The following is a 13389-nucleotide window of genomic DNA, read 5'->3' as shown; positions in this document are numbered from 1 at the left end:
TGTCCAATTTTTGATGTCTTGGGGATTACAGACCGCCGGCCGTCTTGACCAGGCCGAATACTTTGGTGTTGTCGATGGTGCCCAGGAAGGTTTCCGAACCCTTGCCGATGGCGCCCAGGAAGACGTCGGTGCCGCCGTGGGTTTCGTTGCCCGCCGCCGTGCGGATCACCGCTTCCTGGTGGTAATTGTTGGCGCTGGTGACGGTTTCATCGAGGCTGGCCATGGCGGCGCGGCTCGACTGGGTGCGGTTTTCGCCATTGCCGAAGCCGATGATCGAATACGGTGCACCATCGAGGTCTTTTTCGACCGCGCCGGTGACGTAGTTCTTCACCACGCCCAGCACGCCAGGGTTGCCGGCAGCCGTCTTACCCGTGCGCTTGGCGTAGCCGTTCAGTACCAGGGTGTGGTCATGGTCGGCCGTGACGACGATCAGGGTATTGGCCAGGGTCGGGTCGGTAAGCTTGGCTTTGTCGATGGCGGCCTTGATGGCGTTGTCGAACGCGACCGTGTCTTGCAGCGCTTTCTTGGCTGTCGTTTCGTGCAGCGCATGGTCGATGCGGCCGCCTTCGACCATCAGGAAGTAACCTTTCTTGTTCTTGGCCAGCACGTCCATGGCCTTGGTGGTCATGTCCGCCAGGCTAGGCTCCTTGGCGGCATCGCGGTCCAGGTCGTAGCTCATGTGGCTGGACGTGAACACGCCGAACAGGCGCTCCGTCTTGGCGGCATCGACGGCCTTGAAGTCGGTGGCCGTGTTGGCGACCGTGTAGCTTTTCGCTTTCAGTTCGGCGACCAGGTCGCGCCCGTCGGAACGCTTGCCGCCATCCTTGAACGGTTTGAAGAATTGCGCGCCGCCGCCGAGGACCACGTCCAGGCCGGCGGTGCCCAGCGCGCTGTTGTAGCCCGTGCCGCCTGGCACCAGGGCTGCGGCGATATCGTTTTCCAGGTCACGGTGGCAGATGTGCGAATAGGTCGCGGCCGGCGTGGCGTGCGTTACGCGCGCCGTGCTGACGACGCCGGCGGCAAAGCCCTTGGCCTTGGCCAGTTCCAGCAAGGTGGTGGCGGGCGTGCCGTTGCCGGTGCCGCATTTGTTGACCAGCTTGTTGCCGTTCGCATCCGTACCCGGATCGATGGCGACCGTGTTGGCCGACATCGAGATGACTTCATTGTTCATCTTGACGCCGGTCATGTAGGCGGCCATCGATGGCGCGCTGTCCGTCACTTGCGCGTCGTTCGAGAACGTCTTGACGAAGGCCGTTTCCGGCAGGGTGTCCATGGTCAGCGAACCTTCTTCGCCCACCGAATAGATGCGCGCGGCCGTCATGGTGGTCAGGCCCATGCCATCGCCGAGGAAAAAGATGACGTTTTTCGGCGGCGCTTCAGCCACTACTTCTTCTTTTTTGGCGTCGCTGCCGCAGGCGGCCAGCATCAGGGTGATGGCGACGCTGCAGCCAGCGACGGAAATTTTTCTGCGTGTCATGTGGTTCATCCGGCTAGGTTTGAAAGAGCTAGCAAGATAACAATCCAATGTGACGCCATCATGACGCTGTGACACATTTGCTGTTCGATGGTCGGATTGCATCGAAATATGAAACAAACTATTGCGCTTTAACGGGTTTTTCTACCGAACCGAGCAACGTAAGATGCAGTCATCCCAATCATCTTGTGAAGGCAGATCATGTTCTCCAAAACCATCAGCAGCGTTCTTGTTTCCACCGTGTTTGCCGCCAGCGCCGCCTCGGCCGCCGCCAGCGCTCCCCTGACCCTGGAAGTATTCAACCCGGGCGAAGAGGCCATCTTCCCCGTCGCTTCCGTATTGGTTGCGGGCAAGCATGACGCCGTGCTGATCGATGCGCAGTTCTCGCGCGCCGAAGCGCAAAAGCTGGTGGAGAAGATTCGCGCCAGCGGCAAGAAACTGACGACGGTCTACATCAGCCACAGCGATCCCGATTTCTACTTTGGCCTCGACGTGATCAAGGCCGCCTTCCCGCAGGCGAAAATCGTTGCCACGCCGGAAACGGTCGCCGAGATCCGCCGCAAGGCCGACGCCAAGGTCGCCTACTGGGGCCCGATCCTGAAAGACAATGCGCCGAAAAGCATCGTCATTCCGGAAGCGTTGAAAGGCAAGCACATCGCCCTGGAAGGCCAGTCGCTGGACATCGCCGGCCCGACGCCAGCGCGCACCTATGTGTGGATTCCATCGATCAAGGCCGTCGTCGGCGGCGTGGTGCTGTTTGGCAACTTGCACGTGTGGACGGCCGATACGCAAAGCGCGCAATCGCGCCAGGACTGGCTCAAGACCCTGGACGGCATCGCCGCCCTGAAACCGGTGACCGTCGTGCCTGGCCACTTCAAGGTCGGTTCGCCCCTGACGCCGGACAGCATCGGTTTTACGCGCGACTATCTGGTGACGTTTGAAGAGGAAACGGCCAAGGCCGCCAATTCGGCCGCCCTGATCGAGGCGATGAAAATGCGCTATCCGAAGCTGGGCCTCGATGGCGCCTTGGAAACTAGCGCGAAAGTGGCCAAAGGCGAAATGAAATGGTAAGCGGCAACAAGGAGGCTCCCATGCCCACACTGCACTACATTTTCGACCCGCTATGCGGCTGGTGTTACGGCGCCGCGCCACTGGTCGAGGCGGCGCGCGCCGTGCCCGGCCTGACGGTGGCCTTCCACGGCGGCGGCATGATGACGGGCAGCAATCGCCGCCAGATCACGCCTGAATGGCGCGGCTATGTGCTGCCGCATGACCGGCGCATCGAGCAATTGTCGGGCCAGCCATTTGGCGATGCTTATATGAATGGCTTGCTGAACGATACGACGGCCATGATGGATTCCGAACCGCCGATCACGGCCGTCCTGGTGGCTGAAGTCCTGGCCGGCAAGGGCCTGGACATGCTGCAGCGCGTGCAGCGCGCCCATTACGTGGACGGCTTGCGCATCGCCGACGCTCCCGTGCTGGTGACCTTGGCGCAAGAGCTGGGCATGGATGGGGCGGCATTCCAGTCCGAATATGCGCGCCAGACGGGCGCTGCCACGCAGCAGCACATCGACGCCAGCCGCGCCTTGCTGGCGCAGGTGGGCGGCCAGGGCTTTCCCACATTCGTGCTCGACGATGGCAGCGGCAAGCTGTCCGTGATCGATATCGGCGGCTTCCTGGGCCAGCCGGCGAAGTTGCAGGCGCAGCTGGGCGGCGTGTGCGATGCACAAGGGTGTGCATTGTAAATAGCTATCGGTTTGATAAAATCAATTATCTTTTCCTTTGTTGTTGACCTCGTTACACTGGTTCCATTAGTCACAACGAAGGAAAAGCAGCCATGAGCCAACAGCCGCCATTCAGTACAGCCTCGGGCATCCCCGTCGCCGACAACCAGAATTCCCTCAGCGCCGGCCCCCGTGGCCCGCTGCTGCTGCAAGACTTCCATCTGATCGAAAAACTCCAGCATTTCAACCGCGAGCGCATCCCTGAGCGCGTCGTGCACGCCAAAGGTTCGGGCGCCTACGGCACCTTTACCGTCACGCACGACATTTCGCGCCTCACCAAAGCCAAGCTGTTCAGTGAAGTGGGCAAGCAGACGGCCACCTTCGCCCGTTTTTCCACCGTCGGTGGCGAACGCGGCAGTGCAGACACGGAACGCGACCCGCGCGGTTTCGCCGTGCGTTTTTACACGGAAGAAGGCAACTGGGATTTGGTTGGCAACAACACACCGATGTTCTTCATCAAGGACCCGATCAAGTTCCCCGACTTCGTCCACACGCAAAAGCGCGATCCGCATAGCAACTTGAAATCGGCTGAAATGATGTTCGACTTCTGGAGCCATGCGCCGGAAAGCCTGCATCAGGTCACCATGCTGTTCTCGGACCGGGGCACGCCGGACGGCTACCGGCACATGGATGGCTTCGGCAGCCACACGTATAGCCTGATCAATGCCGACGGCCAGCGCGTGTACGTGAAATGGCACTTCAAGACGCGCCAGGGCATCAAGAATCTGCCTGCCGCGGAAGCGGGCCGCCTGGCCGGTGCCGACCCCGACTACGCCCAGCGCGACCTGTTCGGCGCCATCGAGCGCGGCGATTTCCCCCAGTGGGAAGTCAAGCTGCAGGTGGCGACGCAGGAGCAACTCGATGCATGGGAACAGCGCACGGGCTGGAACCCGTTCGACCTGACGAAAGTGTGGCCGCACGCGGACTTCCCGCTGCTGCCGGTCGGTATTTTCGAATTGAACCGTAACCCGGAAAATTACCACGCGGAAGTCGAGCAGGCGGCCTTTTCGCCGGCCAACGCCGTGCCAGGCATGGGTTACTCGCCGGACAAGATGCTGCAAGGCAGGCTGTTCGCCTACCACGACGCCCAGCTGTACCGCGTCGGCACGAACCACCAGCACTTGCCCGTGAATGCGGCCCGCTGCCCCTTCCATAACCAGCAGCGCGACGGCGGCATGGCGATCCACAATGGCGGCGCGGCACAGAACTACGCGAACGTGGCGGCGGCAGGCACGCAGCCGCAAGGGCTGGGCCATGGCGAGGGAGCGCTGGCGCTCGATGGCGGCGCGGCGCGCTACGACGGCCGCGGCGTGGAAGACGACTTTACGCAGGCCGGCAATCTGTTCCGTCTGATGTCGGCTCAGGCGAAGCAAAACCTGTTCGACAATCTGGCCGGTCCCCTGAGCCAGGTGCGGCCGGAAACCTTGCAGCGTCAACTGGACCACTTCGACCGGGCCGATGCCGCCTACGGCGCCGGCGTACGGGCCGCCTTGCAGGCGCGCGGCGTGGCGCTGTAAGCGGGTGGCAGGCGGAACTTGCTTGTTCCGCCTGTTGTTGATGCAGCACAAATTAGAGCTGAATACCAAATATTGCCGTATGGACATATTTACCGCCCATGCGTAGACTTGTCGGTCTGATCTGACTAGAAAGTCTTGCAATATGAATATGGCGAAGCTGTCGGTGCATGGGGACGACCCCACGCTCAAATCCATTCTCGAAGTCTTGCCTACCGATCCGGAGCGGCAATGGCGCAAGGGCGAGGCGAAGGGCGCGAATCGCGTGCATCTCGATTCCGGCTTTGAAGTGCTGATCGCACAGGCGCCCAAATCGCAAGTGTTACCCTCGCGCATACGCAGCTATCTGGCCGAATGCCGCTCGCGCGGCGTCACGTTCACGATGCCGCGCATCGTGGCCGAGCTGCAACTGGAGCTGAACGGCGACGACACGGTCGATGCGCCGCTCGATTTGTCGCTGGCCGACATGCAGCACCTGACGGAAATGGGCATCAGCCTGAGCCTGGTGACGCGCTGCGCCACAGCTTGACTCTCCTGTAATACCGAAGTGGTCGCCTGTATGCACGGGCGGCCATTGTTCGTCACGGCTCTTCGAGCTCGACGGTGACCATATTGTCGTCCGGCTTGCGGTCGATCAGCTTGTTGTCGGGGTCGATGCCCGCCTTGCCGGGCCGGCTGCCGACGATGACGGTGTAGCTCGCCTGACGGGCCGTCATGCGCAGACGCTCGCGCAGCAGCGGATGGCCATTCGCGTCGTCGACGCCGATCTCGATCCAGTCGTGCAGGGGCGCGTCGTGTTCCTCTCCCTGTTCGCCGGCCGTCAATTTGCCCGCCTGTACCTTGATGGTGACGGCGTACTTGCCGTCGCCGCGCTTGGTGGCCGTGGCCGACAGGGCGCGGTTGTCGAACAGCACGATTTTCTCGAACAGGTCGTCGATCAGGTAAGCCTGCTCGGGCGGCGTCACCTGGCGCAAGCCGGCAATCAGGGCCGTCACGCTGGCATACGGCGGGCCTTTCTGGCCATAAGTCTTGAGCAGGTCGCGCAGCACGCCGTTGACCTTGTCTTCGCCGATGATATCTTGCAGCAAGTACATGGCCAGGCTGCCCTTGTGGTAGTGGATGTAGGGCTGGTTTTCATTCTCGGCCAGCGGCAATTCCTTCTTGCGCTCTTCGCTGCGCCCCATCAGGTATTGATTCAGGTCATAGCGCAGGAAGCGGCGCATCTTGGCCGGCCCCACGGTTTTCTTCATCACCATCAGCGCCGAATATTCGGCCAGGGTTTCGCTGAGCACGGTGGCGCCGCGCGTGTTGCCGCCCACCAGTTGATGCGCCCACCACTGGTGCGCCACTTCATGCGCCGTGATGTAGAACGGATAGTCGATGTCCTTCGGGTTCTTGTCGTCCACCTTGGCGATGAAGCCCAGGCCTTCCGAGTATGGAATCGTGTTCGGGAACGATTGCGCAAACGTGGCGTAGCGGGGGAACTCGACGATGCGCAGGACCTTGTGCTGGTAGGGGCCGAAGTTTTTCGTGTAGTACTCGAGCGCTTCCTTGCTGCCGCGCACGAAACGATCGAGATTGTATTCATGTCCCGGGTGGTAATACACGTCGATGGCCACGTCTTGCCAGCGCTCGTGCCTGACGGCGTAGCGGGCGGACTGGAAGGCGTAGAAATTCAGGATAGGCTGGTCCATCGTGTAATGGAAGTAATGGCGGCCCTTGGCGATCCAGTCGTTGTCCAGCATGCCCGGCGCGATGGCCGTCTGGCCGTCGACCGTGCTGACGGTGGCGTCAAAGTTGATGCGGTCGGCGTCGTTGCTCACGTAATTGTCAGCCAATCCCTTCGCATCGTCGCGCGGTAAGGCCCGTTCGCGCGCCGGCAAACCGTGTTTCTTGCGGTCGCGCGGGTCCGTCAATTCCTGTTGCGGCTGGTAGCCGATGTGCGGCAGCACGGCATTCGTGAAGAAGGTGCCGTTGGCCACGACGGGCGTGTCCTGGCCCAGGCCGAAGATGCCGCGCGGCGCATAGCGGATGTCGAAATCGAGGCCTAGGGTGGCGCCCGGCGCCAGCGGCGCGGCCAGGCGGTAGCTGTAAAAGCCGAGCTTGCCGTCATCGAGGCCTGGATGCACGCGCGCGTCAAAACGCAGGCGCATGGTGGCGGTCGGATCTTGCTGCACAAAAATGTGGCTGATCGGCAGGCTGGTCTTGTTTTGCAGCAGATAGCGGCCCGTGACGGCCAGGGTGCGCTGCGCCGGGTAGATGGCCACGTCGAGCTTCACGTCGGTGATTCTCGGCTGCGGCGTGGCGGCAAACTTGCGGTACTGGCGCTCGATGCTGGCGCGGTCCGCATCGCGGGAAAACTCGGACTGGTAATCGTTGGCCACGTGGAAGACGTAGAACAGCACGCCGCCGGCGAAGACGAAGATCAGGGCGCCGCCGGCAAAGCTGGCCAGCACGCCGTGCGTGAGGCCATGGCGCGCCAGGCGTAGGCGGATGCGCCAGCTGTCCTGCGCGCCGCGGGGCCAGAACAGCAGCGACAGCACCGTCAGCATGACGGCCGCGCCGCTCCAGTACAGCAAGTACCAACGCTCGCGCAACACAAAGTGGCCGGCGCCGTTCATGGCCGAATACACGACCTCGGGCGTGCTGCCGTACAGCAGCAGCGGGTCGCCCAGGCCCAGCGAGGAAAAGCTGATGCTGGCGATGTGGTACAGAATCATGGCGAAATACGCCAGGTATTTCTGATTGATCAGCACCTGCACGAAGATGGCCAGCACGGCCACCAGCGCATAGTAGGGCAGGTGCGACAGGAACAGCGATTCCAGGTACAGGCCAGGGTCGAGGCGGTAATAGCCCTTGAAGACCTGGATCGACATGCCGCACAGCATGATGACCAGGCTCAGCAAGGCTTGCAGGCCGACCAGCGCAATCAGTTTCGACAGCAGGGGCAGCCAGTTCGGCACGGGCAGGGCGTCGAGCATCTGATACGTGCCCGCCTCGCGTTCGCGCCACACCAGCTCGCCCGCATAAAAGGTGGTAATGATCAGCATGAACAGGGCGAACGAGGCGCTGACCATGTCCAGCACCTTTTCCGTCACGGGATAGGTATTCGTGCCGTAGATGGAACCCATGTCGAGCGCGCCCGCATACATGGTCAGCACGCCGGCCAGCACGATGACGACAAAATAGATGTTCTTGATGGTTTCGCGCAGGTTCAGCCAGCTCATCTTGAGGAGCAGGGCGGCCAGGTTGCGCTGCGCGAAGTCGGGCGTTTCCTGCGTGGACAGCGAGGCGTTCGACAGGCGCTGCGGTGCCTCGCCCTCGCTGCGGCGCCTGGTGGCGCCCGCGTCCGTCGTCGCGTGGAACTGGAAGCGCCAGTAGCCGAGCAGCAAGGCCACGAGGGCAAAGCCGGACCAGATGGCGCGGTTCAGCAGGTACACGCCTTCCAGGGTCACCAGGCGCGTGTTGCGCTCCGCGTTCGGCCAGTATTCCGTCAGGCGTATCAGCGCCGTCGTGCCGAAAGGGTCGATCAGGGCGGCCAGGGTCTTGTAGTCGAGGTCGCGCGCCAGCGACGGCGCCACCAGGTAGCCGATCAGCATGACTACCGAGCTGATGTACACGGGCAGCATGCGCCGCGTCAGGGCCGCGATGACGAAGAAGATGGCGCCGAAGATGAACAGGTTCGGCAGCAGGGTAAATACATACGGCATCAGGTAAGCCAGCGCTCGCTGCGGCCCCAGCCGTTCCGGATCGATGCCGGGCAGCCAGGCACCCAGCCAGGCACCGATCACGATGCTGGAAAACACCACGGCCAGCACCAGATAGGCGCCGAGGAAGCGCCCGAATACGTACTGGTATTTCTTGATCGGCGCGCTGAAGAAGAAATGCTGCATGCCGTATTCGAAATCCTGCTGCACCGAGCGGCCCATCATGGCGGCCACGACCACGGCGCCGAAGCAGCCCAGTACGCTGCATGTGAACGCCAGCGAGCGCGGTGCGTTGATCAGGAACTTGCCGCCGAAACTGATGCTCGCTTCCTTGAAGACGCCGCCGGCGGCCGCCATCCACAGCATGGCCAGCGCCAGAAACATGGCGAAATACACCCAGGTGGACAGCAGCTTGAGCCGCTGTCGCGCTTCAAAGCGGGCGATGGCAAACATGGCCGCCCCCTCAGTCGCACTGCGGGGCGACGCGGTGGCGCCCGGCAATGGTGGCGAAATACAGGTCTTCCAGGTCGCCGATGGCTTCCTCGAAGCCATCGCCCGGGTCGTCGTCGCTGTAGACGTGGATCAGGGTGCGGCCCGACAGCAAACGCGTGGAAATGACGGCGTGGCGCTGCTGGAAGCTGGCCAGCTCCTTCTTGTCGACAAAGCGCGCCCAGATCTTGCAGCTGACTTCGTCGATCAGTTCCTGGGTCTTGCCGCACAGCAGTAAATGGCCCTTGTTGATGATGGCCATGTTGGCGCACAGGTCGGCCACGTCGGACACGATGTGGGTCGACAGGATCACCGTCTTGTCTTCGCCTATGTCGGACAGCAAGTTGTGGAAGCGCACCCGCTCCTGCGGGTCGAGGCCGGCCGTCGGCTCGTCGACGATGATCAGTTTCGGGTCGCCCAGCAGCGCTTGCGCGATGCCGAAGCGCTGGCGCATGCCGCCGGAAAAGCCGCCCAGGCGCTGGTGGCGCACGTCGAACAGATTGGTTTGCTGCAACAGGCCATCGACGACTTCGCGCCGGCGCGCCCGCTGCGACAAGCCTTTTAACATGGCGAAGTGGTCGAGCAGCTCGTAGGCCGTCACTTTCGGGTACAGGCCGAAGTCTTGCGGCAGGTAGCCGAGCATGCGGCGGATCTCGTCCTTGTCGTCGAGTACGTCGTAGTCGCCGAAGAAGATGGAGCCGGAATCGCATTCCTGCAGGGTAGCCAGGGTGCGCATCAGGGTCGACTTGCCGGCGCCGTTCGGGCCCAGCAAGCCGAACATGCCCGGCGGTATCGTCAGCGAAACATTGTCCAGCGCCACTACGCCATTTGCGTAGGTCTTCGACAATTTGCGGATCTGCAATTCCATACAACTCCTAACTCATGCGTTGCTGCCCGATGCGACAGGGCTACTCTATGCTGGCATTGTATTGAATTTAAGACGTACTGGGCAGTTGCATGCGATACACGGCATTTTCGCGTGCCCAGAGTGCAGCCGGGCGGGGTGGATGGCACCCCGCTGCGAGTCATATGGCAAGTTTAGTTACGGAACAACACTGATTCACGGTTGAACCACCAGCGGCACAGCATCAAGAGCGCGCCCGCGATCACCGTCGTCGAGGCCAGGATGACGCCGAACATGCGGTAATCCATGGTGCCCTTGACCAGTTCCTTCATGGCAAGCGACACATTCGTCAGCGGCACCATGGCCCATATCCAGTTCAGCTCGACGCCGGGCAGCATGGCCGCCACCGTGGGCAGGATGACGAACAGCATCAATGGCGTGATCATGCCGGCCGCTTCCTTGTAGCTTTTCGCGTAGATCGAGATCGACAGCAGCAGCGAGGCAAAGATGGCGGCCGTCGGCACCAGCATCAGGGTCACCATGGCCAGGTCGGGCAAGCCGATGCTGCGCACCATGACGGCCATGTTGCCTTCGAGCGAACTGCCGAAGATGGCCAGCAGGGCGCCCATGCTGCCCACCATCAGCACGGCCGAGGTCATCCCGACGGTAAACAGCACGAGGAACTTGGCCACCACGATGGCGCTGCGCGGCACGGGCGCCAGCAGCAGGGTTTCCAGGGTGCCCCGTTCCTTCTCGCCCGCGCCCAGGTCGATGGCCGGGTACATGGCCGCCGTCAGGCACACCATCAGCAGCAGGTAGGGCAGCATGCCGCCGACGATGGCGCCCATCTGCTCGCGCTCGTTGGCCGTCGATTGCTTGTCGAGCACGATGGGGTGCAGGGCAAAGGCAAGCTGGGCCGGACTTAGGTTCAGGGCCGACAGCGCGCTTTCGCGCAGGCTGGCGTTGTAGGCTTCGACGATTTCGCGCACCCGCTGCTGGGTCACGTCGACCGTGCTGGCGCTGTTGTAATGCAGGGTGACCTTGGCTTGCTGCTGTTGCTTCAGCGCCTCTTCAAATTGCGGTGGAATGACGACGGCAAACTTGATCGTGTCGTCGCCGATGGCGCGGCGAATCTCTCCCTCGCTGGCCAGCGGCACTTCGCGCAGGTTGTGCTGCTGCGCAAAGCGCGCGCTCAAACCCGGCGAATGGTCCTTGCCGAACAGCGCGTAGCGCATTTCCGCCGTTTTCGCGCTCTTGAACATATTGCTTGAAACATAAGCGAAGCCGCCAAAGATCAGCGGCATGGCAAAGATGGGGATGAGGATGGTGAAGATCAGCGTCTTGCGGTCGCGCGTGAGTTCCAGCAACTCTTTCAGATAAATGGTCCACATGGCTCATGCTCCCTGGTTGATGACGCTGACAAAGGCGTCGTACAAGTCCGCGCTGCCGCCCAGGTGGCGCAGTTCGTTGACCGTGCCATTGAAGGCGGTGGTGCCGCGGTTGATGATGCAGACGCGGTCGCACAGCTTTTCCACTTCGTGCAGGTGGTGCGTGGAAAAGATCAGCGGCACGCGCAGCGCCTTGTAGCTGGCGATGAAGTCGAGCAGGATCTTGGCCGACATCACGTCCAGGCCCGTCGTCGGTTCGTCAAGGATCACCACTTGCGGCTCGTGCACGACGGTGCGGGCGATCGCGCACTTCTGTTTCATGCCCGTCGATAACTGATCGGCCCGCTTGCCGCCGTATTCCTCCATCTGCAGCAGGGAAAACAGCTCGTCGCAGCGGCGTTTCAGCTTGTCGGCCGGCATGCCATGCAGGCGGCCAAAGTATTCGACGTTCTCGCGCGCCGTCAGGCGGCCGTACAAGCCCGTCGAACCTGACAGAAAACCGATGCTCTGGCGCGCCACCAGCGGCTGGCGCAGCACGTCGACGCCGTTGACGAGGGCGCTGCCCGCGTCCGCCTGCAAGGCCGTCGACAGCAGGCGCAGGGTGGTCGTCTTGCCGGCGCCATTCGGCCCCAGCAGGCCCAGCACTTCACCGGGGGCGCAGCTGAAACTGACGTCGCGCACGGCGTGAAACCAGCCATCGTGTTCGCGCGGATCGCTGACGTGCACGCTTTTGCCCTTGTGGGGCGGCATGCGGAAACGTTTTGCCAGGTGCTTGACCTCTATCATGTGCATCATCCATTCAGTGGTGAACAACGAGAGTAGCATGCAAAAAATGTAACTTGCAAGGTGGAAATATCGTTTGGTCTATTGAAAAAAACAGCATCTTCATGCAAGCTGGCCCGGTGGGCGCCGGCGGACGGCGCGGGAGAGCGCAAATGCAAACGATCGATCAGGCGATGCAGGACAAGGTACTGGCCGTGGCCCGCGCCGGCATGACCAGTGCCGAAGCCATCGGTTTCTTCCGCGTCAGCCTGGGGCTGTACTACCTGGCCGGCCTGATGACGGAGGAAACGCTCGATTTCAAAGAGATCGACGCGAAGTACAACCGTTTTATCTACCACTCGATAGGTGGCGGGCACAGCATCGCCAGCGTGCTGCAATTCATGAGCGGCGAGAAAGTCTTGCGCGTGCTGCAATCGGAGCGTTTTCGCGCCGCGTTTGCCCAGCACTGCCCGGACATTCCCGTCGACAGTATTTCCTTCCTGATTTCACTGAATCTGGGCGTGGCGAAAAGCCTGTCCGGCCTGGACGCCGTCGGCCCCGTGGTGGACTGGATCGAGCAGGAAAAAGCGCGCACAAGTCAATAAAGCCCCGATCCCCCTGCGCGCGGCGTGGGGACGGCTGGCCGCTATCGTCCTATAATTCATGTTTTCCCTTACATGAAATAGCCACGATGACCGCGAACCGCCATTTTGACCCCCTGGATCGTTTGATTGTTGGCGCCGACAAGGCCCTGCGCGTCATGGCAGGCGTGGCCTCGGCCTCGCGCCCCACGCCAGCCGCGCATGCGCCCGATGCGGAACTGAGCCCGGCCGAACAGCGCCACAGCGCCGGCTTGATGCGCGTCAACCATGTGGGCGAAGTGTGCGCGCAAGCCCTGTACAACTCGCAGGCGCGCTATGCGCACAGTCCGGCCATCCGCGCCCAGTTCGACGAAGCGGGACGCGAAGAGGAAGACCACCTGGCCTGGACGGCGCAGCGCCTGACGGAGCTGGGCTCGCGTCTGAGCCTGCTCAATCCCCTGTGGTATGCCGGTTCGTTTGCGCTCGGCACCATCGCCGCGCGCATGGGCGACGGCCGCAGCCTGGGTTTTGTGGTGGAAACGGAACGCCAGGTGGAAGCGCACCTGGCCAGTCACCTGGAGGAGTTGCCGCCGCAGGACGCGAAATCGCGCGCCATCGTCAAGCAGATGGCTATCGACGAAGTGGAGCACGGCGCCGCCGCCCAGCGACTGGGCGCCATCGATACCCCTGCGCCCGTGAAGGCGCTGATGGGGTTGATGGGTAAAGTGATGACGAAAACCGCCTATTACATCTGACAGGTCGGGTAGGTCGGATTAGGCCGCCGGCCGTAATCCGACAACATTGTTGGCGCTACCGGTGTCGTCGGATTAGCGGGGCCTTGCC

General features: G+C 62.3%; 11 protein-coding genes. 6 read left to right on the top strand and 5 right to left on the bottom strand.

The genetic code is table 11. The annotated features are described in order from the left end of the window. Positions 1–25 precede the first annotated feature (25 nt). Positions 26–1477 (bottom strand): alkaline phosphatase, encoded by a 1452-nt coding sequence (locus ASN89_RS18080; RefSeq protein ID WP_200969071.1) that lies wholly within the window; start codon positions 1475–1477, stop codon positions 26–28. A 198-nt stretch (positions 1478–1675) separates the two neighbouring features. On the opposite strand from ASN89_RS18080, the gene ASN89_RS18075 reads away from it, so the two are divergent. The 4 genes from ASN89_RS18075 (at position 1676) to ASN89_RS18060 (ending at position 5304) form a co-directional block, all read left to right on the top strand. Continuing rightward, entirely contained in the window at positions 1676–2545 is an 870-nt protein-coding gene (locus ASN89_RS18075) for an MBL fold metallo-hydrolase (RefSeq protein WP_058050243.1), read from the top strand. Positions 2546–2565: 20 nt separating this feature from the next. Beyond that, a complete protein-coding gene (locus tag ASN89_RS18070; protein ID WP_058050242.1) occupies positions 2566–3222 on the top strand; it encodes a DsbA family protein in 657 nt (218 codons plus the stop codon). 92 nt (positions 3223–3314) lie between these two features. Beyond that, positions 3315–4778 carry a catalase gene (locus ASN89_RS18065; RefSeq protein ID WP_058050241.1) on the top strand — a complete coding sequence of 488 codons (1464 nt, stop codon included), beginning with the start codon at positions 3315–3317 and terminating at the stop codon, positions 4776–4778. 142 nt (positions 4779–4920) lie between these two features. Then, positions 4921–5304, top strand: a complete 384-nt coding sequence (locus ASN89_RS18060; protein ID WP_058050240.1) for a hypothetical protein — start codon at positions 4921–4923, stop codon at positions 5302–5304. Positions 5305–5356: 52 nt separating this feature from the next. Here the strand turns inward: ASN89_RS18060 and ASN89_RS18055 are convergent, their stop codons facing one another. The 4 genes from ASN89_RS18055 to ASN89_RS18040 form a co-directional block, all read right to left on the bottom strand. After that, positions 5357–8935, bottom strand: a complete 3579-nt coding sequence (locus ASN89_RS18055) for an ABC transporter permease/M1 family aminopeptidase (protein ID WP_058050277.1) — start codon at positions 8933–8935, stop codon at positions 5357–5359. Between the two features lie 10 nt (positions 8936–8945). Continuing rightward, positions 8946–9839, bottom strand: a complete 894-nt coding sequence (locus ASN89_RS18050; protein WP_046683456.1) for an ABC transporter ATP-binding protein — start codon at positions 9837–9839, stop codon at positions 8946–8948. A 170-nt stretch (positions 9840–10009) separates the two neighbouring features. Further along, the gene (locus tag ASN89_RS18045; protein ID WP_058050239.1) at positions 10010–11206 is read right to left on the bottom strand and encodes an ABC transporter permease; all 1197 of its coding nucleotides are present in this window, start codon (positions 11204–11206) and stop codon (positions 10010–10012) included. A gap of 3 nt (positions 11207–11209) precedes the next feature. Beyond that, positions 11210–11989 carry an ATP-binding cassette domain-containing protein gene (locus tag ASN89_RS18040; protein WP_058050276.1) on the bottom strand — a complete coding sequence of 260 codons (780 nt, stop codon included), beginning with the start codon at positions 11987–11989 and terminating at the stop codon, positions 11210–11212. 149 nt (positions 11990–12138) lie between these two features. On the opposite strand from ASN89_RS18040, the gene ASN89_RS18035 reads away from it, so the two are divergent. After that, positions 12139–12570, top strand: a complete 432-nt coding sequence (locus ASN89_RS18035; protein ID WP_046683454.1) for a hypothetical protein — start codon at positions 12139–12141, stop codon at positions 12568–12570. 86 nt (positions 12571–12656) lie between these two features. Further along, entirely contained in the window at positions 12657–13301 is a 645-nt protein-coding gene (coq7, locus tag ASN89_RS18030; protein WP_046683453.1) for a 2-polyprenyl-3-methyl-6-methoxy-1,4-benzoquinone monooxygenase, read from the top strand. Positions 13302–13389: the final 88 nt, after the last annotated feature.

It is taken from the genome of Janthinobacterium sp. Ant5-2-1 (genome assembly GCF_001445815.1).
GTDB classification, from domain to species: Bacteria; Pseudomonadota; Gammaproteobacteria; order Burkholderiales; family Burkholderiaceae_D; genus Janthinobacterium; species Janthinobacterium lividum_E.
This window is presented reverse-complemented; position numbering and strand designations above follow the sequence as displayed.

What these genes read in the sequence shown, in the direction of transcription:
- ASN89_RS18080 (WP_200969071.1), bottom strand. Translation starts at nt 1,477, where the DNA reads ATGACACGCAGAAAAATTTCCGTCGCTGGCTGCAGCGTCGCCATCACC.
- ASN89_RS18075 (WP_058050243.1), top strand. Translation starts at nt 1,676, where the DNA reads ATGTTCTCCAAAACCATCAGCAGCGTTCTTGTTTCCACCGTGTTTGCC.
- ASN89_RS18070 (WP_058050242.1), top strand. Translation starts at nt 2,566, where the DNA reads ATGCCCACACTGCACTACATTTTCGACCCGCTATGCGGCTGGTGTTAC.
- ASN89_RS18065 (WP_058050241.1), top strand. Translation starts at nt 3,315, where the DNA reads ATGAGCCAACAGCCGCCATTCAGTACAGCCTCGGGCATCCCCGTCGCC.
- ASN89_RS18060 (WP_058050240.1), top strand. Translation starts at nt 4,921, where the DNA reads ATGAATATGGCGAAGCTGTCGGTGCATGGGGACGACCCCACGCTCAAA.
- ASN89_RS18055 (WP_058050277.1), bottom strand. Translation starts at nt 8,935, where the DNA reads ATGTTTGCCATCGCCCGCTTTGAAGCGCGACAGCGGCTCAAGCTGCTG.
- ASN89_RS18050 (WP_046683456.1), bottom strand. Translation starts at nt 9,839, where the DNA reads ATGGAATTGCAGATCCGCAAATTGTCGAAGACCTACGCAAATGGCGTA.
- ASN89_RS18045 (WP_058050239.1), bottom strand. Translation starts at nt 11,206, where the DNA reads ATGTGGACCATTTATCTGAAAGAGTTGCTGGAACTCACGCGCGACCGC.
- ASN89_RS18040 (WP_058050276.1), bottom strand. Translation starts at nt 11,989, where the DNA reads ATGATAGAGGTCAAGCACCTGGCAAAACGTTTCCGCATGCCGCCCCAC.
- ASN89_RS18035 (WP_046683454.1), top strand. Translation starts at nt 12,139, where the DNA reads ATGCAAACGATCGATCAGGCGATGCAGGACAAGGTACTGGCCGTGGCC.
- coq7 (WP_046683453.1), top strand. Translation starts at nt 12,657, where the DNA reads ATGACCGCGAACCGCCATTTTGACCCCCTGGATCGTTTGATTGTTGGC.